Genomic DNA, 23,345 nt, shown 5'->3' with positions numbered 1-23,345 from the left:
CGCGGAAAGTAGGATAGTATCCTACTCGCTCGATCATGGGAGTCATCGCATGGAACCAGCCGAGAAACTGTCCGTCACCGTCACGCCCGCCATGGCGCGCATGATCCGCGAAAAAGTCGAGGACGGTTCCTTCGGCTCGGCGAGCGAAGTCATTCGCGCTGCGCTTCGCGCTTTCCAGCGCGAAGAGGACGAGCATGCCGAACGCATGGCGTCGATCCGGGCGCGCGTGAAGGCGTCGCTCGAGGACACGAGGCCGAACCTTTCTGGAGAACAGGTTCGCGACCGGCTTAAGAAATTCGCTGAGCAATATTCGAGCCGTGACGACGATTCGGCGGCTTGAAGTTCAGTATCGCGAAAGCGCCAATAACGATCTTGCTAACATTTTCAAATACATAATCGAATCTGGCGGAAGTCCCGACGTAGCGCTGAGATTCGTGCTGCGCATCGAAGACCGTTGCCAGAGCATCGGCAATGCACCTCGCGGCGGCCGTTCCCGCGATGATATCGTGCCGGGCCTGCGAACCGTTCCGTTCGAGCATTCCGCCCTTATCGCCTATGTGATCGAGAGCGATGTCGTCCACATCCTCAACATCTTCTACGGCGGCCGCGATTACGAGACATTGATGCGCGACGGCGGTTCGAGTGACCCTTCTTAGCTACCGCGACGAAACAGCTACTCCGCCGGCCCGGCGCCCGCCATCGGCAGTCCCGGCTTCCCTGCCTCGCCAGGATTTCGCCTGACATAAGCCGCCTTCAGCGTCTCGGAGGTTTCGCGCGAGCCATCATGACTCCAGCCGGGCGGCTTGATCAGGTAATTCAGCCGGTCGCTCAGGGTCAGATCAGGTGCGAAGGCATCCCTGAACATGCCGATCCATTCGTGGAAAGCCACTTTCAGCGGATTGAAGGTGCCAAGGTTTTTCACGATGCCGTAGCGCGGCCGATCCTCTTCCAACTCCTCGACGAAGGTGCCGAACATCCGGTCCCAGATGATCAGCGTGCCGGCGTAGTTGGCGTCGAGGTAGCGCGGATTGGTGGCGTGGTGGACGCGGTGATGCGAGGGCGTGTTGAAGACGAATTCGAACCAGCCCCACGTCTTGCCGATCGTCTCGGTGTGGATCCAGAACTGCCAGACCAGGTTGAAGCCGAAGGTGAAGGCAATCACCGCCGGATGGAAGCCGAGCAGTACCAGCGGCGCCTGCAGCACGAACATGAAGGTGAACAGACCCGTCCAGCTCTGCCTGAGTGCCGTCGACAGATTGTAGTGCTGGCTGGAATGGTGGTTGACGTGCTCGGCCCACACCCAACGCACCCGATGCGCAATGCGGTGGTAGACATAATAGCGCAAATCATCGAGCAGGAAGGCCGCCAGGAACACCCAGATCGACAGGCCGAGGTCGAAGAAACGGAACTGCCAGAGCCACAGCAGCGCCCAGTAGGAGACGACGCCGAGCAGCAGCCCGGCGACGACATTGCCGGTGCCCATCATCAGGCTGGTCAGCGTGTCGCGCGTCTCGAACGAGCCCTTGGCCCGGCCGGTACGCACCAGCCACAGCTCGATCAGGATCGCGGCGACGAAGAACGGGATGGCAAGCTGAGTAACCTGCGGAAAATTGTAGTCGTCCATCACGCGGCCTCCCTCGTCGAACTCGGATGCTGCGGCTGAAGAATTTTGAGCACAGCGTGCGCGTCGGCAGCGTTGGCGAAGGCGAAGCGGCCGCCTTTCCAAGTGAAATCGGCAAGGCGCAATGCAATCGTGCCGGCACCATCGTCACTCTGTGCCAATACATCGCGCGGCGTGACGATACGCGTCAGGAAACGGTCTCCGATGGTCTGGACGATGCCGAGGCGCCCGCACCCAAGTTCCAGGAACGCGGTCCGGCCATCGGATGCGAGGTGGATGGCGGCCGCCGGTTCATCCGGAAAATCCTCGGCAAAACGCTCGCGCGCCTGCTCCGCATCGGCGAGCCTGGCCTCGCGGCTGCCGCCGGTGAAATGAACGGCGGCGACCGACAGCGCGATGCCGAATACGACGATCACGACCAGCACGGGCAGGCTCATGGACAGGCATCTCCTCCATCCGGCCTGTTGTCTTGGCAACAGTTCCCGGTTGAGCGATTCCTTAGCATAATTGACGTTTACGTCAAAGTGCTGGCCAGCCCACCATCGCGCGACGCAGCATGAGCCAGTGGCGGCGCATGGTCGAGAGTCGCACCGTGCCGTCGAGCGGCGAACCGCGTTCCATTTTCGTCAGATAGGCTTGCGACAGGGCCAGCGGCAGAAAGGCCGGGCGCAGCGAGGCCGGCAGACCCGATGCGCCTTTCTCGAAAGCCGAGAGATGCTCCCGCGCCAGCGCGATCATGGCGGCGACGGCGCGCTGCGCACCTGGCCCACCATCGTCGGTGACGAATTCCTCCGGAGACGAACCCGCCGCGGCCAGGATGTCGGCCGGAACAAAACACTGCCCGCGCCTGCGATGCAGCGGCAGCAGGAGCAACAGTCCCGTAATCGCCTGCGCGCAACCAGCCCTGCCCGCCAGTTCGGCGAAACGTGGCGCTTCTCCCGGATCCAGCACCATTGCCGCCAGTTGAATGAGCGCGGCTGCCGTTTCACCGCAATAGCCTTCGAGATCGGTTCGCGACGGCATCGGGTCGTCATAGAGGTCGAAGATCCGGGCCTCGAGCATATTCTCGAATGCCGGCTTCGGCAGGCTGTACCTGGAAATCGTGGCCTTCAGCGCATCAGCGATCGGATGGCCCGTCTCGGCCCCTTCGGCTGCGATGACATCGCGCCACCATTGCAACCGCACCTCGCCCGGCAAGGCCTCGCGGATACGACCGCGAATGCCCGCTAGTTCGGCATTGAAGGCGTAGAGCGAAAACAGCGCGTCGCGCTTGTCGGTTGGCGCATAGAGCGCGCTGAGATAGCGGTCATGGTCGGCGGCGCGCACGGCGCCCATGACGATTTCGCCCCTGTGGTCCACGTCAGTCGACGGCGATCAGCGCGGCGGCGACCGCGCGATCCTCGGCGAGCAGGACATTATATGTCCGCACCGCTGCACCGGTCGCCATCGGGTCGGCGGCTATGCCCGCGGCCTTCAAGGCGGCGCGAAGCTGCGCCGGCAAGGGTCGTAAATCATTGCCCGTGCCGACCAGCAGGATTTCGATCTTCTCGGCCTGGGCCAGCAGCCGTTCGAAATCCGCCACCGTCAGCGCAGATGGGTCCGCCGGCTCCCAGCCATGGATACCCGACGGCAGGCACAGAAGCGAACCGCGATGCGACATGTCGGCGAAGCGGAAGCCGCCATTGCCATACGCCTCGATAGGGGCGCGGCCGGGGAAATGCGCCTCGCGGATGACGATGCCTTTGGCCATCCTCTGCCTATCCGCCCTTCGGGCCGCGCGTCAGGTCGCAACCGCCTTGCCGCCGCCGACCGGCTTTTCCTCGTCCGAGCTCGTCGCCTGCGGCCGCAGCTTGAACAGGATCAGCAGCGGCGCGGCGATGAAGATCGACGAATAGGTGCCGAACACCACGCCGAACAGCATTGCCATCGTGAACGAGCGGATCACCTCGCCGCCGAACAGCACCAGCGCCAGGAGCGCCAGGATCGTCGTCACCGAGGTCAGCGTCGTTCGCGACAGCGTCTCGTTGATGGCGTTGTTGAGGAGCTGCGGCAGCGGCATCTTCTTGTATTTCCTGAGGTCCTCACGAACGCGGTCATAGACCACGATCGTGTCGTTCAGCGAATAGCCGATGATGGTCAGGATCGCCGCCAGCGACGATTGGTTGAACTCCAGCCCGGTGATGACGAAGAAGCCTATGGTCATGACCACGTCGTGAACGGTCGCCACGATGGCGCCGACCGCGAACTGCCATTCGAAGCGGAACCAGACATAGATCAGGATGCCCACCAGCGCGACCAGCATGGCGATCGTACCTTGCTTGGCCAGTTCCCCCGACACGGTCGGTCCCACCACCTCGACGCGGCGGAAATCGTAATTGTCCTGCAACTCGCCACGAACCTTGTCGATGACGGTCTGCTCGGCATTCTCGCCGCCGTCCTGCGTGCCGACACGGATCAGCACGTCGTTCGGCTCGCCGAACTGCTGCACCTGCACTTCGCCGATATTCAGTTCCGAGAGCCTGGCTCTGATGTCGGCAAGATCGGCATTGCCGCTCTTGGACTTCACCTCGATCAGCGATCCGCCCTTGAAATCGATGCCATAGTTGATGTCGACGGTCATGAACAGCACCACCGACAGGACCGACAGCAGGCTCGACAGCGCGAAGGTCCAGCGGCGGATACCCATGAACGGGATCTTCGTGCCGGGCGGGATGAAGGTCACCGGCGCCCGCGGCAATTCCTTCGGGCGGGCGCGGCGCAGCCAGATGGACACCAGCAGCCGGGTAAAGGTGAAAGCGGTGAACACCGTGGTCAGGATACCGATGGCGTAGGTGATGGCAAAGCCCTTCACCGGACCGGTTCCGAGATAGAACAGCACCACGGTCGCGATCAGTGAGGTGACGTTGGAATCGACGATCGTCGCCAGCGCCTTGCTGAAACCGGTATCGATTGCCTGGATCACGGAGCGGCCGTTTCGCCGCTCCTCGCGGATACGCTCGTAGATCAGAACGTTTGAATCGACGGCCATGCCGATGGTCAGCACGATACCGGCAATGCCCGGCAAGGTCAGCGTCGCGCCAAGCAGCGACAGCAACCCGACGATCATCGCCACGTGCACCGCCAGCGCGATATTGGCGAGGAAGCCGAGGAAGCCGTAGGCAACAAACATGAAGGCGACGACAAGGATAGAGCCGATGATGCCGGCGACCTTGCCGGCATGGATCGAATCCTGGCCGAGGCCCGGGCCCACCGTGCGCTCTTCGATCACGGTCAGCTTTGCCGGCAGCGCGCCGGCGCGCAGCAGGACCGCGAGGTCGTTGGCGCTCTCGGCCGTGAAATTGCCTGATATCTGGCCGGTGCCGCCCAGGATCGGCTCGCGGATCTGCGGCGCCGAAATCACCTGGTTGTCGAGGATGATGGCGAACAGCTTGCCGACATTCTGCGATGTCGCCTGCCCGAACCGTGTCGCGCCGCGCGAGTTGAAGGTGAAGGAAACCACCGGCTCGTTGGTCTGCGAATTGTAGGTTGCGGTCGCCTTGGAGAGGTCTTCGCCGGAAACGATGACGCGGTTTTCGATCAGGTAGGGAACCGGCGGATCGTCCTGCGAATAGAGGATCGACGAACCGGCCGGCGGACGGCCCTTCAGCGCATCCTGCACCGGCATCGACTCGTCCACCATCTGGAAGGTCAGCTTGGCGGTCTGGCCGATGATTTCCTTCAGCCTTTGCGGGTCCTGCAAACCGGGCACCTGCACCAGGATGCGGTCGTCGCCCTGCCGCTGCACGATCGGTTCGGTGGTGCCGAGTTCGTTGACGCGGCGTTCCACGACCTCGATCGACTGCGCCAACGCAGCCGAGGTGCGATACTTTATGCCGGCGTCGGTCACGCTGAACTTGAGCAGGCCGGGCTCGGAATCGTCCAGCGCCATCTCCTGGACGGAGCCGCCGGTGAACAGGCTGGCGGCAACCGGCTCGGTCAGCGGCTTCAGTGCCGTCTTGGCCGCGTCGAGCTGGTTAGGATCCTGTATGCGGACCTGCACGGTCCTGCCCGTGCCCGCCAGGCCCGTATAGCCTATCTTGGCCTCGCGCAGCAGCGTCCGGATCTCGTCGCGCGTCGTCTCCAGCTGCGCCTTGACCAGGTCGTTCTGATCCATCTGCAGCAGGATGTGCGAGCCGCCCTGCAGGTCGAGGCCAAGCGTCATCTGCCGCTTGGGCACCCAGCTCGGAAGCTGCGCCAGCGTGCTTGCAGGAATGAGATTGGGCGCGGCGAGGACCACTGTGGCGGCCACGGCCAGCCAGATCAGGATCATCTTGAAGCGCGAGAAATAAAGCATATAGCGTCGTCCGTCAGAGCGTGTCCGCGGATCGCTCCGCCTGGAATTTGGTTATTTCTTGGCGTTCTGGTTCGCCACCGGCTCGCCCTTGACGCGCACATCAGCGATCGTCGAGCGCAGCGCCGTCACCTTGGTGCCGCCGCCGAGATCGATCTCGAGCTCATTGTCGTCGATCACCTTGGTCACCTTGCCGACGAAGCCGCCGCCGGTGACGACCGTGTCGCCGCGGCGTACCGCGGCAAGCATCTCGCCGCGCTTCTTCAGCTGCGTGCGCTGCGGCCGGATGATGAGAAAATACATGATCACGAAGATCAGGACAAACGGCAAAATGCTGATGAACATATCGGGTGAAGCCCCAATGCCTTGGGCATATGCCGGTGTCACGAACATCGAGGTACTCCTGAATTTTGAAAACAGCCGCCAAAGGGTTCAGTGGATTTGGCAGCCCCGCGAAATTTGGCCGGAATATAGTCGGTAAAGTTGCCAATGCAACTGCGTGGCCGGGCAAATCGGCTGCTTTTCCGGCTTGTTCGCCCGTGTTAGAGCATGGCCGCGAAAAGCGCGAGCGGGTTTTCGCAAAAGATCACGCTCGAACAAACGGTTGCAGCCGATTTCGAAACCGCCGGGGTCGAACCTGCCCCACGCAAGAACCGAAGCAAAGACCAGAGATGACCGATATCAGCATCGACGCCTTGAACCAGAAACTCGACCGTCTGATCGAGGCGGTCAGCCGCCTCGCCCCGTCGCCTGTGCCCGAAACCGACCTTGGCGGGGCCGATTGTTTCGTCTGGCAGGCGGATCCGGGTTACCTGGAGCCGGTGCGCAAGGTGAACCGCGTCGATATCGGCCTGATCCGCGGCGTCGACCGCGTGCGCGACATCCTCGTCGACAACACAGAGCGCTTCGCCGCCGGCTACGCCGCCAACAACGTGCTTTTGTGGGGCGCGCGCGGCATGGGCAAATCGTCGCTGGTCAAGGCTGTGCATGCCGCAATCAACGCCTCGCCGGAACCCGACCGCCCGCTCAAGCTGATCGAGATCCATCGCGAGGATATCGATACGCTGCCGAAGCTGATGACGCTGCTGAAGGCCGCGCCTTACCGCTTCATCCTGTTTTGCGACGACCTCTCCTTCGACCATGACGATACCTCCTACAAATCATTGAAGGCAGCGCTCGAAGGCGGCGTCGAGGGCCGCCCGGCCAATGTCATCTTCTACGCCACATCGAACCGCCGCCATCTTCTGCCGCGCGACATGATCGACAATGAGCGCTCCACCGCCATCAATCCGTCCGAGGCGGTCGAGGAGAAGGTTTCGCTCTCCGATCGCTTCGGCTTGTGGCTTGGCTTTCACAAATGTTCGCAGGACGAATATCTCGAAATGGTCAACGGCTATGCCAACCATCATGGGCTCGACATCGACCCCGAGCAGTTGCGAGCCGAGGCGCTGGAATGGGCGACGACACGCGGCAGCCGCTCGGGCCGCGTCGCCTGGCAGTTCACGCAGGACCTGGCTGGCCGGCTCGGCAAGCCGTTGAAGGACTAGGCGGGATCGACCGAGTGACGGCAGGAGCCGGCCACAAAAGTTTCGTGGCCGACCCCGTCCGGGGACGCTGGTTTCTATATCGTGTTCATTCCCGCACAGGCTTTATGCTTCCCAGGACCATGGGAATATCGGTTTGTATGCCGAGTGTATCGGTCGCCCAGGCTTGCATTTCCGGTGAAGCATCGCCTGATTTCAGGATGGAAATGGCCAGCTTGGACATGTCCGTGGGCGGCTTGGTATTGATCACCGCATAGGAGAAATAACCGGCCAGAGCGGCACATCCGATCGAAATGACCGGCGCGACAATTAAAGCAGTCGCTCGCACATGCGATTGCCAGCGATGGGTTGGACTGGCAGACGGAAGTTCATCCTCTTCGACAAATTCAGTCATTCCACTCTCCTTGCAGAGCGCCGAAAATGACTTTCCTCTATATTAGTTAAAATGCAGATAACCGCTTTTCTGACGGCGCCCCCGAATTTGGAACCGCGACATGTATGGAAACAACGACGTGGATCCCGCAACCAACTGAAAAAGCCCGCTCCTTGCGGGGCGGGCCGAGCCGGCGGGCCGGACTGGAGGTCAGGCGGCCCGCAAATCGCTTTTTTTATTCTATTCGAAATAACCCCGACTATTCGAGATAGCCGGAGGGATCGACCGGGGCCGAGTTCTTGCGCACTTCGAAGTGCAGCTTCGGCGAGTCCGTCGTGCCGCTCATGCCCGACAGCGCGATCTCCTGGCCGCGCTTGACCTTCTGGCCGCGCTGAACCTCGATCGAGCTGGCATGGCCATAGACGGTGACCAGGCCGTTCTCGTGCCGCACCAGCACCGTATTGCCGAATTCCTTGAGGCCGTCGCCGGCATAGATGACGACCCCATTCTCGGCCGCCTTGACCGGCGTGCCCGTGGGCACGGCGATATCGACGCCGTCCTTGCCGGAACCGAAACCGGAGATGACGCGACCACGCACCGGCCAGCGCATCTTGCCGATGCCCGTGGCGTCGGGTGCCGCAACATCGTCGTCCTCGGCCTGCTGAATGACTTTCGCGTCTTTCTTCGGCGGCGTGTAGGACGCCAACGTTTCCGACGGCGTTGCCTTCACGGGAGGCTGCGTGGTGGCCGTGGTTACCGGATCGACCTTCGCCGGCTTGGCGGCGGCGACGGTCGCTGTTCCACCCGCCGGCACCTTCAGGGTCTGGCCGATCTTCAGCAAGCCGTCCTGCATGCCGTTCGCCTGCTTGATGGCGACAACGCCGACGCCGGTCTTCCTGGCGATCGAGGAAAGCGTATCGCCCGATTGCACCGTATAGGTACCGCCGGCGCCGGCCTTGGGCGCGGCGGCGGCCATTTGCGGGGTGGGCTTGTTGTCCTTCGGCTTGTTCGCCGCGGCCGAAGCATCGACCTGCGCGGCCGACTTGCCCTCCTTGAGCTTCGGCTGCTGCGGCAGCACGGCGACCTTGTCCGGCGCGGTGGCCGGCAAGTCGCGCTTGCCGTTGGCGGGCTTGGCATCGGCCATCTTGGGCTCGGCCTTGCTGGAATAGGCGTAGGCCGGAATGATGATCTTCTGGCCGGTCTTCAGTCCCTTGGTCGTGCTCAGCCCGTTGACCTTCATGATCACGTCGGCCGGCACCTTGTAGTGTTGCGCCAGGCCGGAGATCGTTTCACCGTCCCTGACGACGATTTCGGTAGCGTGCCGCGTGCCGGCCATCTTGGCGTCGGGCTGGGCATCCTTGAACGGCTTGGCCGCGGGAGCAACCGTGCCGGTCGTCGTCCGGTCGACATGCGGTGCCGGGCGCACCACAGCGGGCGCCGATGCAACACGCACCGGATTGGCGGCGGGTGCCAGCGCCGGAGCCGGCTGCGCCTGGGCGACCGGCGGCGGCAACGGCCGCGTCGAAACAGGTTCGAGGCTGGAGCGGCTGACCGACTGCGTGTGGCTGCCATCGAGCGGCGCGGCGGCGACATCCCCCGGATAGGGCTGTTGCACGGCATCCTGCTTGTTGATGATGGCGCGCTGGTTGTTTGTCGAGGAGGTGAAGACGTCGTCGACGCCGTTGAACCGCGATACTTGCGAGCTGCACCCAGCCGCAGCGCCCGCGATCATGAGAACAGCGCACCCCCGCGCCAAATTGCGACTGTTTGCCTTCAAAACACTGAGTTGCATCGCACTAACCCGCACAAACTCTGCACCAACTGGACAGGATTAAAGCGCGTTAATGTTACTGGTCGGTTAACCCATTAGAATCAGACGCAAATTTTCTTAAAATATTTGGGGCCGTTCAGACCGCCCACAGAGAGGCACGCGCAGCCGCGGTTGCAGGCCGGCTGAACATGGACAATCCCTAGATAACGGCCGCCAGGCTGCGCAATACCGGCTGCAGGCGCACGAGGCCGATATCCTCTCGCTCGAAACGGCTGCCGACCTTGGTGAGCTTGGCCAGCACCTGCTCGCCCTCCTCCGGTCCGATCGGCGCGATCACGATGCCGCCGCTCGACAATTGGTCGAGCAGGAAGCGCGGCAGGCTGTCGAAGGCGGCCCAGGCGACGATCCGGTCGAACGGTCCTTCGGCAGCCAAACCGGAGGAACCATCCACCTGGCGCGCGATGACGTTGCCGATGCCGAGCGCCTCGAAACGCTGCCTGGCCTGTTCGACCAGCGTCTTGTAGCGGTCGATGGTGACGACCCGGCCCGCCAGGCGCGACATCACCGCTGCCGTATAACCGGAGCCCGTGCCGATCTCGAGCACGCGGTTGCCGACTTCGATGGCGAGTGCGGCGATCACCGCCGCCTGCATGTCCGCACCCTCGATCGCTTCGCCGCACTCGATCGGCAGCATGCGGTCCGACCAGGCGATGGAATGGAATTGGGCGGCGAGGAAGCCGCGCCGCGGCGTCGCCTCGAAAGCCGCGATCAGCGCCTTCGGCACGGTCCCCCTGCCGCGCAGGCGCAGCAGGAAGGCCGCAAATCCTTCTCGGTCATCGATTGGCAGGTTCATGCAAGGGCCTTGCTCAGTTGGTCACGAATCTCATGCGCGGTGAGGTCGAGCTGCAACGGCGTCACCGATACCAGGCGATTGCGCAGGGCAAAAAGGTCGGTGCCTTGCTTGCCCTCGACCGGCTCGCGGCCGAAGCGCAGCCAGTAGTAAGGCAGGCCGCGCCCGTCGCGGCGTTCGTCGACCCACAGGCTGTGCACGAGCTTGCCCTGCGAAGTGACCACCGTGCCGGCGACCTCTTCAGGCAGGCAGTTCGGAAAATTGACGTTGAGCAGCACGCCATCCGGCAACGGCGTCGCGACGAGTTTCTTGAGCAGCGCCGGCGCCAGCGCCTCGGTGGTTTCGTAAGGGACCACGCGGTCCTCGCCGACAGTGCTGTAACCCTGGCTGAGTGCGATCGAGCGTATGCCGAGCAACGCGCCCTCCATCGCGCCGGCGACAGTCCCCGAATAGGTGACGTCGTCGGCGATGTTGGCGCCGGAATTGATGCCAGACAGGATCAGGTCGGGCGCGCCGGGCAGGACCTTCTTGACGCCCATGATGACGCAGTCGGTCGGCGTGCCGCGGACGGCAAAATGCTTCTCGCCGATTTTCCTCAGCCGCAGCGGCTCCGAGATCGACAGCGAGTGCGCATAGCCGGACTGGTCCTGCTCCGGCGCTACCACCCAGACATCGTCGGACAATGTGCGCGCGACGCGCTCGAGCGACGCCAGGCCCTCGGCATGAATACCGTCGTCATTGGTCAGGAGAATGCGCATGAAGCCGCCTTCGCAGAATTGGATTGACGGCAGCGCTCTATGGCGCCCCCCTCTGGCCTACCGGCCATCTCCCCCACAAGGGGGGAGATCGGCAGTTCCATGACCGCCGACTTCCTTGTTACGCCAATAATTGGCGAAAGCCGGGATGAGAGGGCGATCTCCCCCCTAGTGGGGGAGATGGCCGGTAGGCCAGAGGGGGGCGCGAAGGAATGCGACACTGCCAAGCTAGTCACTTCGATGATTCGATCTTTTCCAGCCCGCCCATGTAAGGCCGCAGCACTTCAGGAATGGTTACGCTGCCATCCTCGTTCTGGTAGTTTTCGATGACGGCGATAAGTGCGCGCCCGACAGCGGTGCCCGAGCCGTTCAGCGTATGGACGAAGCGATTGCCCTTGCCATCCCTGTCCTTGTAGCGGGCGTCCATGCGCCGCGCCTGGAAATCGCCGCAGACAGAGCAGGACGAGATTTCGCGATAGGCGTTCTGGCCGGGCAGCCAGACCTCGATGTCATAGGTCTTGCGCGCGCCGAAGCCCATGTCGCCGGTGCACAGCACCATGGTGCGGAAAGGCAGGCCGAGCCGCTTCAGCACTTCCTCGGCGCATTGCGTCATCCGCTCGTGCTCTGCCAGCGAGGACTCCTGGTCCGTGATCGACACCAGCTCGACCTTGTAGAACTGGTGCTGACGCAGCATGCCGCGCGTGTCGCGCCCGGCCGAACCGGCCTCCGACCGGAAGCACGGCGTCAGCGCCGTATAGCGCAGCGGCAATTTCTCATGCGCGGTGATCTCCTCGCGCACCAGGTTGGTGAGCGGCACTTCCGCGGTGGGGATCAGGCCAAGCCTGCCATCTCCATGCGGCGTGAAGAACAGATCCTCCTCGAATTTCGGCAGCTGGTTGGTGCCGAAAAGAACATCGTCCTTGACCATCAGCGGCGGAATGACTTCCTCATAGCCATGCTCGGTCGTGTGCAGGTCGAGCATGAACTGGCCGAGCGCGCGTTCCATCCGCGCCAGCCCGCTCTTCAGCACGGTGAAGCGCGAGCCGGACAGCTTTGCCGCACGCTCGAAATCCATCATGCCGAGCGCTTCGCCGATCTCGAAATGCTCCTTCACCCAGTTCGGGCGAGTCGGCACCTCGCCGACGATATGCTTGACCACATTGTCGTGCTCGTCCTTGCCGACCGGCACGTCGTCGAGCGGCACGTTGGGCAGCACCGCCAGCGCGTCGTTCAGCGCCTTGTCAAGCTCGCGTTCGCGCGCCTCGCCATTCTGGATGAAGGTTTTTATCTCGCCGACTTCGGCTTTCAGTTTTTCGGCAAGGGCCGCATCGCCCGAGCGCATGGCGTTGCCGATCTCCTTCGAGGCGGCGTTGCGGCGTTCCTGCTTGGTCTGCAGCTCGGTGACATGTTCGCGCCGCGCCTCGTCCCTGGCGATCAGGTCCTCGACGGTGGACTGCGCTTCCTCGGCCGACCATGAGCGCTTCGCCAGCGCCTCGACAAGGGCCTTCGGGTTGTCGCGAATCCATTTGATGTCAAGCATGGTCTGAAAGCTCCTGCGGTAGCTTGCCGCCCAAAGCGCACGGCGGTTTGCGCTACGATATGCTCAAGAATATAGCCTCAAACGCATCGCCGGTTCGCGATGCGTTTCAGGCCAGAGGGGGTAAACCGCATCTCTGATCGATGCAAGATCGGGCTTGGGTGACGGCAGGGCCGCGAGCCCGCTTTCGACTGGTGAGGGATAGCGCGACAGTCCAAAAATAAAAAACCCGCCTCGGCGGCGGGTGGTTGGCGCAAATCAGCACCATAGGCAAATATCTACCATAGTGGCGGGCAGGAAGTCAAGAAAAAATTCCTATCGGCGCCGGCCGTGCACCGATTCTGGGCCCGGCAGCCCGCAGGGGCGACGCGGCCTTGCCTATGTGGAGGATGCGTCCGCCGGCTTTTCCGCCACCTCTTCCTCGGACTGCTGCTTCTCTCGCGCCAGGCGCTCGCGCTCCTGGCTGCGCTCGATCAGCCTGGCCGACCAGATGGCGACCTCGTAGAGCAGGATGGTCGGGATGGCGAGCCCGATCTGGCTCATCGGATCGGGCGGCGTCAGCACCGCCGCGACGACGAAAGCGATGACGATCGCCCATTTGCGTTTCTCGGCCAGCGCCTTGGACGACAGCATGCCGACGCGCGTCATAAGGCTGGTCACCACCGGCAGCTGGAACACCAGCCCGAAGGAGAAGATCAGCGTCATGATCAGGCTGAGATATTCCGACACTTTCGGCAGCAGCGAAATCTGCACCTGGTCGTTGGTGCCCGACTGCTGCATGGCGAGGAAGAACCACATCACCATCGGCGTGAAGAAGAAATAAACCAGCGAGGCGCCCATCAGGAACAGGATGGGCGACGCGATCAGGAACGGCAGGAAGGCGTTGCGCTCGTTCCTGTAGAGGCCGGGTGCAATGAACTTGTAGATCTGCGTGGCGATCAGCGGAAAGGCGATCACCATGCCGCCGAACATGGCAAGCTTGACCTGGGTGAAGAAGAATTCCTGCGGCGCGGTGTAGATCAGCTCGACCTTGTGCGGGTCGAGCCCCGCCCATTGGGTCGCCCATTTGAACGGCACGACCAGCAGGTTGAACAGCTTCTTGGCGAAGAAGAAGCAGACCAGGAAGGCGACGAAGAAACCGCCGAGCGACCAGATCAGCCGCCGGCGCAATTCGATGAGATGCTCCATCAGCGGCGCCGACGATTTCTCGATCTCGTCCTTTTCCTTGTCCGAAACGCTCACTTGGCGGCTCCCGCCGTCTTTTTGGCAACCGGCTTCTTCGCCGGAGCCGGTTTCGCCTCGGCCTTGGTCGTGGCCGCCTTGGCTGTTGCCGGTTTGGCAGCCTTGGAGCTTTCAGCTTTTGAAGCCGCTACGGGCTTCGCCGGCGTTTTGGGTGCTGGCGCGGCCTTGGCGGTCGCCGCTTTCCCAGGCGCCGAGGCTTTTGCGCCATTCGCCGAAGCCCTGGCAGGCGCAGGCTTTGCCGCTTTCCCTGCCGCGGGTGCCTTTGGCGTCAGCTCTGTCGGCACTGAAGACGCCACCACCGATTCGTCGGTCATGACCGGGAAGATCGGCGCGGCCGGCGTGGTAGCGGGGTCATTGGGCCCCGCCATGGTGGTCGCGCCGTTCTTCAAAGGTTCGGCCGACTGCGGTACCGAGCCGGCGGGCGCTGCCGTATCGGCGGCCGGCTTCGGCTTCATCGCCGCGTCGACGCCGGAACGCACATCGGCGGCCGCCTGCTCGAACGGATTGAGCTGCTTCCTGATCTCGGCAACCGGGCTGAGCCCCCTGAGCTCGTCGACCGACTTCTTGACGTCGTCGAGCTCCGCTTCCTTCAGTGCCTCGTTGAACTGCTTCTGGAAATCGGCGGCCATGGCACGCAGCTTCGCCGTGGTGCGGCCGAATGTGCGCAGCATGTTGGGCAAATCCTTCGGCCCGACGACCACGATCATGACGATCGCGATCACCAGCATTTCGGTCCAGCCGACTTCAAACATGGCTATCCGTTCCGACTAATGCATGCCGCCCAAAAGTGCGAAGCGGTTTTGGGACAACGACACGCACAAAGCAACAACCCTTGGCTCAGCTCTTGCTGGCCTTTTCCTTCGCTGCCGAAACGGTTTCGTCGGCGCGATGTTCGACGGTCCGCTTGTCATCGGCAACGTCGTCGTCGGCCATGCCCTTCTTGAAGCTCTTGATGCCCTTGGCCATGTCGCCCATCAGCTCGGGTATCTTGCCGCGGCCGAACACCAGAAGCACGATGACCAGCACGATCATCCAGTGCCAAATCGAAAATGAACCCATAGCAACTCTCTCTCGAATGGTTTCCCTGACGATGATCTATGCGTTTTCGCGTTGGGATTCAAACACAACCGCGACAGAGTTTATGAAAGGGTGTCGGATGTCACGCATTTTCGGCGATGCGGTCCGCTACCAATCGGCGCATCTAGCCCGGGAAAGCCTCCAGGAACAGAGGCTTGCGGTCAATCTTCCGTGACGCGCGGCGTCAGCAGGCCGAGTTCCTCGAGATCGATATCGGTCAGCGGATCCTCGTCCTCGGTCAGCGCATCCGGATCGGCCGGCGGCTGCGGAATGGAGAAATTCGACGGCATGCGGCCCGAAAGCAGGCCGGCGCCCTTCAACTCCTCCATGCCGGGGAGATCGCGGATTTCCTCGAGCGCGAAATGGTCGAGGAAGGTTTCGGTGGTGCCATAGGTGACGGGACGGCCGGGCGTCTTGCGCCGGCCGCGCATGCGCACCCATTCCGTCTCCAAGAGCGTATCCAGCGTGCCTTTCGAGGTTTCGACGCCTCTGATGTCCTCGATCTCGGCGCGCGTCACCGGCTGGTGATAGGCGATGATCGCCAGAACCTCGAGCGCCGCGCGCGACAGCTTGCGCTGTTGCACGGTGTCGCGGCTCATCAGGAAGGCAAGATCGCCGGCGGTGCGAAACGCCCAGGCATCGCCGACCCGCACCAGGTTGACGCCGCGGCGCGCATAGATCTGCTGCAGCTCGGCCATCGCAAGCGCGATGTTGATGCCATCGGGAAGGCGCGCGGCCAACTGCTTTTCGCTGACGGGCTCGGCGCTGGCGAAAACGATCGCCTCGGCCATGCGCACCGCCTCCGCCATATGCAGCCGCTCGGCCGGATTCTGAACCGAAGCCTGGTCGATCTCGCCCTCCTCCGGTTCGTTGTCCATCTTGAACGGGATAACCGAAGCGTTGGCGCGTTCGCTCATGATGCCACCTCGACTGCCTTGATTGCCTGTGCGCGGTGGTCGCGCAGATAGATCGGCGCGAACACCTCGTCCTGCCGCACATCCATCTTGCCCTCGCGCACCAGTTCCAATGTCGCCGCGAACGAGCTGGCGATCGCGGTGCGCCGCTCTTCGGGGCTGGACAAGTATCGGACGAGAAAACTGTCGAGCGCCGTCCAGTCCCGCAAGCTTCCGATCAGCCTGGTCAGGATGTCGCGCGCGTCCTTGAGCGACCAGACGCCGCGCCTGGCGATCGTGACATTGGTGATTGCCTGCTTCTGCCGCTGCTGGGCATAGGCGGTGAGCAGATCGTAGAGCGACGCCGAATAGGCATTGCGCTTCTCGATGATGACCATTTCCGGCATGCCGCGCGCGAACACGTCGCGGCCGAGGCGGTTTCGGTTGACCAGGCGTGCCGATGCATCGCGCATGGCTTCCAGCCGCTTGAGCCGGAATTGCAGCACCGCCGCCAGTTCTTCGCCGCTTTCGCCTTCCTCTCCCGGCTGCTTTGGAATCAAAAGCTTCGATTTGAGGAAGGCGAGCCACGCCGCCATCACCAGATAATCGGCGGCGAGCTCCAGTCTCAGTGCCCTCGCCGTCTCGACGAAAGCCAGATACTGCTCGGCCAGCGCAAGGATTGAAATGCGCGCGAGATCGACCTTCTGGTTGCGGGCAAGATGCAGGAGAAGATCGAGCGGGCCTTCGAAGCCCGCGACGTCGACGACCAGCGACGGATCGCCGGTCAGCCGGCTCTCATCGCTTTCGGCCCACAGGCGGTCCATCGGTGCAGCCTTCCCGGCGTTGCTTTCCAATGCTTCCGCCACGTCCCGTTCTTCCCTTTGTCAGGCCACCGCATCGAAATAGGTGGCGAATTCGGCGCGTATCTCGGTTTCTTCAGCCGCGTCGCGTTTTTCTATATAGGTCATTGCCCGGTTTGCGCGCTCCAGCGACTTGCCCTCAAGCCCTTTGGTTCGCGATGCGATGCCCGCCATCTCCTCGAAAACGCCGTTGCAGTGAAGGACCAGATCGCAGCCGGCCGCAAGGATCGAGGCCGCCTTTGTCGGGAAATCCCCAGAAAGTGCCTTCATCGAGGTGTCGTCGCTCATCAAGAGCCCATCGAAGCCGATCTCGCGGCGAATGACCTCGTCGATGACCTTGCCGGAAGTGGTTGCCGGGTTCTTGGGATCGATCGCGCTGTAGACGACATGCGCGGTCATCGCCATCGGCAGGTGGTTGAGTTCCCTGAACGGCGCAAAATCGTGCCGCTGCAGCTCGCTCATCGAAGCGTCGACGACAGGCAATTCGAAATGCGTGTCCGCGAAGGCCCGGCCATGGCCGGGAATGTGCTTCATGACCGGCAGCACGCCGCCCGACATCAGGCCTTCCGCCGCGGCACGACCGAGCTCGATAACCGGGCGCGGCTCCTTGCCATAGGCGCGCGCGCCGATGACGTCGCTCGCCCCTTCGATCGGCACGTCGAGCACCGGCAGGCAATCCGCCGTGATGCCGTAGCGCAGAAGGTCGAAAGCGTGCAGCCGCGCCATCAGCCAGGCGGCGCGGGCTCCGGCGTCGTGGTCGTCGCGCCACAGCGCACCGAGCGCGCCGCCGGCTGGATAGTTCGGCGCCAGCGGCGGCCGCAGGCGCTGCACCCTGCCGCCTTCCTGATCGATGAACACCAGCGCGTCCGGGCGCCCGATGCAGTCGCGCATCTCGGCGACCAGATCGCGGATCTGCTCGGTCTCGCCGATGTTGCGGGCAAACAGGATGAAGGCCCACGGGCATTCATTGCGATAGAAACTGATTTCTTCGCGGGTGAGCGATTTCCCGGCACAGCCGAGGATCATGGATTTTGATTCGGTCATGCCGACGAGTCTAGAATCTTCCACGGCCAAAGGGAATCACGTCGAAAAATCAAAAGAAAACCGGCGCGGCGTTGAGGCCGCGCCGGTTTTCGCACTGCTCTCCTCCAGTACGGGAGAGGTGAATGACTACCTCGACACGAAGCAGTTGCCGCCGGCAGCCTTGTAGCTGGTGCACAGATTGATGGCATCGTTGCGCGACTGCGCAGGCACGCGGACGCGGTAGAAAGTCCCCTTGCCGGCGATCTCCGCCTTGACGATGTTGGCGGTGCGGCCGGAAAGCACGCCGCCGTAGCGGCGCTGCAGGTCCTGATAGGTCGACTGCGCGCTTTCGACCGTCGGCTGCGAGGCGATCTGCATCGACCAAGAACCGCCGCCGGTCGAGGGCGCCGCCGGACTGATGGAGGCAACCTGATCGGGCTTGACCTCGCCGACCACGTCGACCGGCTGGTCGGACGGACGCTGCGGCGCGACCGGAACCTTGGCCGGCGTGTTGGCCGACTGCGCCTTGGCTTCGGTCTTGGGCTCGGCCACCGGTTTCAGGGCCGGCTCATCGTCCGCCTGTGCGGCGGCCGGCGCCACCGTGCCGGTCTGATCGGCATCGGCCTGAGCCGACGGCGCGACATGTTGCGGCGCCGGATCGACCGGCTCCACGGCAGCCACTTGCGGTGCGGCGGGCGCCGGATCCTCACGCGGCACCAGCGACCCGTCCGATTTGACCACCATGGTCCTGACCTTGCGCGGCGCCACGGCGACGACGTCGGGATTCGTTCCCTTGTCGGCATCCTGGAGAACCTGCGCGATGCGATCCTCGGACTTGGCTGCGGGCGCGGCGTTGTCGGCTGGCGCCGCAACGGCGGTTGAAGCATTGCCGCTGTCGCCGTCCGTCACGGCGGCTGCGGTCTGGTCGGGCGAGAGATCGACGGCGCGAGTCGGATCTTTCGCCGCCACGTCGACCGGCTCCTCGACATTGGTGACGAGCTTCTGCTGGACCGGCTCGGCGGGTCTGGCACCCTTGGCCACCGCGTCGTAGACCTTGTTGTCCTGGTTCGGCACCACCGCACCACCCGGGTTTTCCGGCTTGACCTTGATCGGTGCGTTGTCGGCCTTGACCAGGACCGGGGCGTCACTGCCGCCCTCGCCGCCCAGAGACAGCGCGAACGCGCCGAGACCACCGGCGACAACGACCGCACCGACAATGGCGGCGATGAACAGGCCGCGCCTGCGAGACGGCCCGCCGGCCTCGCGTTCGGCGAGACCCGGAACCGACATCGCCTCGTCCAGCTCGGGATCGTAGTCGAGCTCGTCGACGGCAAACTCGTCGGCTTGTGAAACCGGCTGGCTGCCGGGCAAGTCGTCGACGTCGAAGCCATTGGTCGCGTCGGCATAACCTGCCGGCGCTGTCGCGCGGGCAGACATTTCCGCCGGCCGTGCCGCGTAGGTGCGCGCCTCGGGCTGATAGCCCGGCTTGAGCCCCTCATAGCCCGGCTTGAGCGTCTCATAGCCCGGCTTGAGCGTCTCATAGCCCGGCTTGAGAGCCTCATAGCCCGGTTCAAAGGCATCGTATCCCGACTTGAAGCCGGGATTGTAGGAGTCGTCGGCATAGGACGCGCTGGCGTTTGCGGGAGCCGCGGCGACATCCACTGTATTCATCTCGGTCAGCAGATTGGAGAATTCGGCGTCGAGGTCGTCGTAGCCGGGCGCGGCCGGCTCGTCCTCTTCGAAGTGCAATTCCGGAATGTCGAGATCATCCTGAAGCGCCACGACGCGCTCCGGCACATCGACGGTCTCGACGTCGGGCATCTCGTCATCGAAAGGGGACTGCTCGCGCTGCGCCGCGGCCGGCGCCGCATAAGCGGCAGGCTCAGCCGCACGATAGGTCGGGACCGCGGCAGCCGGCGCCGCGGCCATGGGGGCCGCCGAAGCCATCGGCTGGGCGGTAAAACTCGCCTGTTGCGGCTGCGGGACCGGCGTAACCCGGCTCCACGAACGGGCCGGCTCGGGCGGCGTGGACTGCGTCGTCAGCCAATCGAGGGGATCGTCGCGGAAAGTTTCCGGCGCGGCGGGATCCGTGGCGACGCCTTCATCCAGGTCGATGCCTTCGGCCAGGTCGATGCTTGCGGCGAGTTCCGCTTCGAAATCATCGTCCTCAGAGGCAGTGGCATGCGCGCCGAGGTCCTGGTCCTGAAGCTCATCGAGCATGAGATCGTCAAGATCGACGTCAGCGGTCGAGACCGCCTGATGCTGCTGCGCCGCCGCAGGTTCGTCCAAGTTCCAGTCGAGGTCACCGGCCGCCGGTTCTTCGTCGGGTTTCGCGGTCGCGGCGATAGGCTGCTGAACCGCGACCTCCTCCTTAGCCACCGGCACCGGGCGTGCGCTCATAGCGCCCAACAGCGCGTTCAACTCGTCTTCAAGGCTACGCTCGTCGGCAGCGGCATGGACCGGTTCGGCCATAGCCGGGGCGGTCGGCTGAACGGTGGCAGCCTCAGGCTCGGCAGCCGGCTCGTCCGTCGCTTCGGCAAGCGCGTCGTTGAAGTCCTGCTCGAAAGCATCGTCGAGTGGCTCGTCGGCGGCCAGGTCTGCCGCCTCGCCTTCCGCATCCGTCGCCTTGGCGAACACGTCATCCATTTCGTGCGCATCGGCCGTCTCGGCGGTCACGTCGTGCGCGTCAAGCGCATCCGTCTCCGCAGCCACGGGCGCATCGGTCGCGACCGAGTGATCGGCAGCCAGATCGAAATCGATATCCGCCAAAGCGTCGTCGAAAGCCGTGGCGTCATCAAAGCGATCGCCAAAATCCTCTTCGGAAAACGCCTGGTTCGCGTTCAGCGCCGCCTCGACGGGAGGCTCGACCGGAGCCGCGGCCGCTTCAGGCTGCTGCTCCGCCACGTGACCATCGAGCATCAGTTCGTCTTCGCGCGAAAGAGCAAAGCCATCGTCGAATTCATGGTCGACGGCCGGCTCCGCGACAGGCTCCGCCACTTCGGCGGCCAGGGCGGGTTCGGCCGCATCGATCGCGTCATCAAGCCGGAAGTCCTGATCGAGCGATGCCGCAAGCTCGTCCGCCATGGGCAGATCGTCATCGAGCGGCGAAACGCCATCGAGGGAGCTGGCTACCGCATCGTCGAAATCCGTATCGAAAGCGGGATCGACAACTGGCGCGGCCTCGGCGACGACAGCTGCGTCATCGACGCCATGCGCATCGTCGAGCTGCATGTCGTCGAACGCCATGGCGAGTTCGTCATCCGTACCGTCGGTAGCGGCGGCATCGAAGGCCGGCTCATCAACATCGGCCACGGTCGCTGCGTCGCCTTCGGCAAAGTCGAAGTCGCCCATCAATTCCTTTTCGAGATCGATGTCGAAATCGGCCTCCTGCGCCTGCTGATCAGCGGCGGCTTTCGGCTGGGCGGGCGCCTGGGGCCTGACCGGCTGGCGCGGGTCGAACCCCATGATCCTGGTCAGTTCCGCGAACGGATCATCGTTGGCGATGTCGTTGTTGTCGGCTATTCTCAGCTGGGTTCTGTCTGCCATTATTGTTCCCGAACTCGCACTCATTCGGACGCCATGGACGTCGCGCAGGGTTGGCCCTTACCAGCGCAATGTGGGCAAAAGGTGACAGGTTTTTTAGTCAAACCTAACGCATTTCGGTGGGCGCGGCGGCGCCGATCAGCGTCAGGCCGGACGTCAAGACATCCGAAACAGCCTGCACCAGCCCTAGTCTGGCATGCGTCAATTGTCGGTCGTTAACCTTAACAAAACGTAAGTCCGGATTATCGGTGCCGCGGTTCCAGTGCCCGTGGAAGCTTGAGGCCAGATCGTAGAGGTAGAATGCCAGCCGATGCGGCTCGAGCGCAAGTGCCGCCGACTCGATCAACCGTGGATATTCAGCGAGTTTCCTGATCAGGCCGATCTCGCCTTCATCGGTCAGCAACGCCACGGCAGCCGCCAGGCTGTTGCGATCGAAATTCGCTTCGCCCAATTGCTCGCTCGCCTGCCGGAACACCGAATGGCAGCGCGCCGAAGCGTACTGCACATAGAACACCGGATTGTCCTTGGACTGCTCGGTCACCTTGGCGAAGTCGAAATCGAGCGGCGCATCGTTCTTGCGATAAAGCATCATGAAGCGGATGGGGTCGCGTCCGACTTCCTCCACCACTTCGCGCAGCGTCACGAAATCGCCGGACCGCTTGGACATGCGCACCGGCTCGCCATCGCGAAACAGCTTTACCAGGTTGCACAGAAGAACCGTGAGCTTCACATCGTCGCCGGCGATCGCCCGCGCCAGCGCTTCCAGCCGCTTGACATAGCCGCCATGATCGGCGCCGAGCACATAGATCAGCTCGACGAAGCCGCGATCGACCTTGTCCTTGAGATAGGCGACGTCGGCGGCGAAATAGGTGAACGAACCATCCGACTTGACCAGCGCCCGGTCCATGTCGTCGCCGACCGCCGTCGACCGGAACAGGGTCTGTTCGCGATCTTCCCAGTCGTCCGGCCTCTCGCCCTTGGGCGGCGGCAGCTTGCCTTTGTAGATATGGCCCTTCAGCGTCAGGTCGTTGATCGCCGAGCGGATCTTCCTGGCATTGTCGGCGTGCAGCGTGCGTTCGGAGAAGAACACGTCATGATGCACGTTGAGCAGCGCCAGATCCTCGCGGATCATCGCCATCATGGCGTCGATGGTGCGGTCCTTGACGATGGCGAGCGCCTCTTCGTCCGGCATCTGCAGCAAGGACCGGCCGAATTCCTTGGCCAGCGCCTGCCCGACCGGGACCAGATAGTCGCCGGGATAGAGCCCGGCCGGGATCTCGCCGATCTCGTCGCCAAGCGCTTCGCGATAACGCAGCATCACCGAGCGCCCAAGAACGTCGATCTGCGAGCCGGCGTCGTTGATGACATATTCCTTGGTCACGTCGAAACCGGCAAAGGCCATCAGATTGGCAAGCGCATCGCCAACCACGGCGCCACGGCAATGGCCGACATGCATTGGTCCCGTCGGGTTGGCCGATACATATTCGACATTGGCCTTCCTACCGCCGCCGATGCTGGAGCGGCCGTAATTGCGGCCCTCGCCCAGAAGCGTCGTGAGATGTGCCTGCCAAAAACCGTCCTTGAGCCGCAAATTGACGAAGCCAGGGCCCGCAACTTCGGCGGCCGCGACGTCCTTGTCGTCCCGCAGCGCGAGCGCCAGGCGCTCAGCCAGCGCCCGCGGGTTCTGGCCGGTGGGCTTGGCCAGCACCATGGCCGCATTGGTCGCGAGGTCGCCATGGCTGGCATCGCGCGGCGGCTCGACGGCGATGCGCGACAGGTCGGGCGGAACACCGTCATTGTCTTTCAGATCAAGCGTTTCGACGGCTTTTATGATTCGCGCGGTGAAGTCGGCGAAGATGTTCATGGGTATGACTCTGGCGGCTTTGCAGGGAATCCGGCTTGTTGGCCGGCAAAATCGAGCCCGCC

The 23,345-nt window shown here is 63.4% G+C and carries 22 protein-coding genes; 3 read left to right on the top strand and 19 right to left on the bottom strand.

What is annotated here, in order from left to right:
* Nucleotides 1–49: 49 nt before the first annotated feature.
* Complete coding sequence (locus FJ964_RS17130) at nucleotides 50–340, top strand: type II toxin-antitoxin system ParD family antitoxin (protein WP_140551471.1); 291 nt, start codon at nucleotides 50–52, stop codon at nucleotides 338–340.
* Nucleotides 327–656, top strand: a complete 330-nt coding sequence (locus FJ964_RS17125; protein ID WP_140551547.1) for a type II toxin-antitoxin system RelE/ParE family toxin — start codon at nucleotides 327–329, stop codon at nucleotides 654–656. The genes FJ964_RS17130 and FJ964_RS17125 overlap by 14 nt, the downstream gene beginning before the upstream one ends.
* Before the next feature lie 17 nt (nucleotides 657–673).
* Here FJ964_RS17125 and FJ964_RS17120 read toward each other — a convergent pair whose 3' ends face one another.
* The 6 genes from FJ964_RS17120 to yajC form a co-directional block, all read right to left on the bottom strand.
* Entirely contained in the window at nucleotides 674–1,624 is a 951-nt protein-coding gene (locus FJ964_RS17120) for a sterol desaturase family protein (protein WP_181172505.1), read from the bottom strand.
* Nucleotides 1,624–2,058 carry a hypothetical protein gene (locus FJ964_RS17115; protein WP_140551469.1) on the bottom strand — a complete coding sequence of 145 codons (435 nt, stop codon included), beginning with the start codon at nucleotides 2,056–2,058 and terminating at the stop codon, nucleotides 1,624–1,626. The genes FJ964_RS17120 and FJ964_RS17115 overlap by 1 nt, the downstream gene beginning before the upstream one ends.
* Nucleotides 2,059–2,140: 82 nt before the next feature.
* A complete protein-coding gene (locus FJ964_RS17110) occupies nucleotides 2,141–2,956 on the bottom strand; it encodes a phytoene/squalene synthase family protein (RefSeq protein WP_140551468.1) in 816 nt (271 codons plus the stop codon).
* Between the two features lie 25 nt (nucleotides 2,957–2,981).
* Entirely contained in the window at nucleotides 2,982–3,371 is a 390-nt protein-coding gene (locus tag FJ964_RS17105) for an Mth938-like domain-containing protein (RefSeq protein ID WP_140551467.1), read from the bottom strand.
* A gap of 30 nt (nucleotides 3,372–3,401) precedes the next feature.
* A complete protein-coding gene (secDF, locus tag FJ964_RS17100) occupies nucleotides 3,402–5,954 on the bottom strand; it encodes a protein translocase subunit SecDF (RefSeq protein WP_140551466.1) in 2,553 nt (850 codons plus the stop codon).
* A gap of 51 nt (nucleotides 5,955–6,005) precedes the next feature.
* Nucleotides 6,006–6,344: a preprotein translocase subunit YajC gene (gene yajC / locus FJ964_RS17095; protein WP_027024896.1), complete on the bottom strand. Its 339-nt coding sequence runs from the start codon at nucleotides 6,342–6,344 to the stop codon at nucleotides 6,006–6,008.
* Between the two features lie 278 nt (nucleotides 6,345–6,622).
* Here yajC and FJ964_RS17090 point away from each other — a divergent pair, with 278 nt between their 5' ends.
* Nucleotides 6,623–7,498 (top strand): ATP-binding protein, encoded by an 876-nt coding sequence (locus FJ964_RS17090; protein WP_140551465.1) that lies wholly within the window; start codon nucleotides 6,623–6,625, stop codon nucleotides 7,496–7,498.
* An 85-nt stretch (nucleotides 7,499–7,583) separates the two neighbouring features.
* Here FJ964_RS17090 and FJ964_RS17085 read toward each other — a convergent pair whose 3' ends face one another.
* From FJ964_RS17085 to argS, 13 genes are all read right to left on the bottom strand, one after another.
* The gene (locus tag FJ964_RS17085; RefSeq protein WP_140551464.1) at nucleotides 7,584–7,889 is read right to left on the bottom strand and encodes a hypothetical protein; all 306 of its coding nucleotides are present in this window, start codon (nucleotides 7,887–7,889) and stop codon (nucleotides 7,584–7,586) included.
* Between the two features lie 238 nt (nucleotides 7,890–8,127).
* Nucleotides 8,128–9,660, bottom strand: a complete 1,533-nt coding sequence (locus FJ964_RS17080) for a LysM peptidoglycan-binding domain-containing M23 family metallopeptidase (RefSeq protein ID WP_140551463.1) — start codon at nucleotides 9,658–9,660, stop codon at nucleotides 8,128–8,130.
* 178 nt (nucleotides 9,661–9,838) lie between these two features.
* Nucleotides 9,839–10,492 (bottom strand): protein-L-isoaspartate(D-aspartate) O-methyltransferase, encoded by a 654-nt coding sequence (locus FJ964_RS17075; protein ID WP_140551462.1) that lies wholly within the window; start codon nucleotides 10,490–10,492, stop codon nucleotides 9,839–9,841.
* Nucleotides 10,489–11,247: a 5'/3'-nucleotidase SurE gene (gene surE, locus FJ964_RS17070; RefSeq protein ID WP_140551461.1), complete on the bottom strand. Its 759-nt coding sequence runs from the start codon at nucleotides 11,245–11,247 to the stop codon at nucleotides 10,489–10,491. Before surE ends, FJ964_RS17075 begins: the two co-directional genes overlap by 4 nt.
* A 229-nt stretch (nucleotides 11,248–11,476) precedes the next feature.
* On the bottom strand, nucleotides 11,477–12,784 hold the full coding sequence (gene serS / locus FJ964_RS17060; RefSeq protein ID WP_140551460.1) for a serine--tRNA ligase: 1,308 nt from the start codon (nucleotides 12,782–12,784) through the stop codon (nucleotides 11,477–11,479).
* Between the two features lie 375 nt (nucleotides 12,785–13,159).
* Complete coding sequence (gene tatC, locus FJ964_RS17055) at nucleotides 13,160–14,023, bottom strand: twin-arginine translocase subunit TatC (protein WP_140551459.1); 864 nt, start codon at nucleotides 14,021–14,023, stop codon at nucleotides 13,160–13,162.
* Nucleotides 14,020–14,775, bottom strand: a complete 756-nt coding sequence (gene tatB / locus FJ964_RS17050) for a Sec-independent protein translocase protein TatB (protein WP_140551458.1) — start codon at nucleotides 14,773–14,775, stop codon at nucleotides 14,020–14,022. The genes tatC and tatB overlap by 4 nt, the downstream gene beginning before the upstream one ends.
* Nucleotides 14,776–14,860: 85 nt before the next feature.
* Nucleotides 14,861–15,082: a twin-arginine translocase TatA/TatE family subunit gene (locus FJ964_RS17045; protein ID WP_015317533.1), complete on the bottom strand. Its 222-nt coding sequence runs from the start codon at nucleotides 15,080–15,082 to the stop codon at nucleotides 14,861–14,863.
* Nucleotides 15,083–15,261: 179 nt separating this feature from the next.
* Nucleotides 15,262–16,017, bottom strand: coding sequence for an SMC-Scp complex subunit ScpB (gene scpB, locus FJ964_RS17040; RefSeq protein ID WP_140551457.1), 756 nt, complete (start codon nucleotides 16,015–16,017; stop codon nucleotides 15,262–15,264).
* On the bottom strand, nucleotides 16,014–16,817 hold the full coding sequence (locus FJ964_RS17035; RefSeq protein ID WP_140551545.1) for a ScpA family protein: 804 nt from the start codon (nucleotides 16,815–16,817) through the stop codon (nucleotides 16,014–16,016). The genes scpB and FJ964_RS17035 overlap by 4 nt, the downstream gene beginning before the upstream one ends.
* A 60-nt stretch (nucleotides 16,818–16,877) precedes the next feature.
* Complete coding sequence (nagZ, locus tag FJ964_RS17030; RefSeq protein ID WP_140551456.1) at nucleotides 16,878–17,897, bottom strand: beta-N-acetylhexosaminidase; 1,020 nt, start codon at nucleotides 17,895–17,897, stop codon at nucleotides 16,878–16,880.
* A gap of 126 nt (nucleotides 17,898–18,023) precedes the next feature.
* Nucleotides 18,024–21,422, bottom strand: coding sequence for an SPOR domain-containing protein (locus FJ964_RS17025; protein WP_140551455.1), 3,399 nt, complete (start codon nucleotides 21,420–21,422; stop codon nucleotides 18,024–18,026).
* A gap of 103 nt (nucleotides 21,423–21,525) precedes the next feature.
* The gene (argS, locus tag FJ964_RS17020) at nucleotides 21,526–23,283 is read right to left on the bottom strand and encodes an arginine--tRNA ligase (RefSeq protein ID WP_140551454.1); all 1,758 of its coding nucleotides are present in this window, start codon (nucleotides 23,281–23,283) and stop codon (nucleotides 21,526–21,528) included.
* Between the last annotated feature and the right edge of the window lie 62 nt (nucleotides 23,284–23,345).

Source organism: Mesorhizobium sp. B2-3-2, assembly GCF_006442295.1.
Lineage (GTDB): Bacteria > Pseudomonadota > Alphaproteobacteria > Rhizobiales > Rhizobiaceae > Mesorhizobium.
This window is presented reverse-complemented; position numbering and strand designations above follow the sequence as displayed.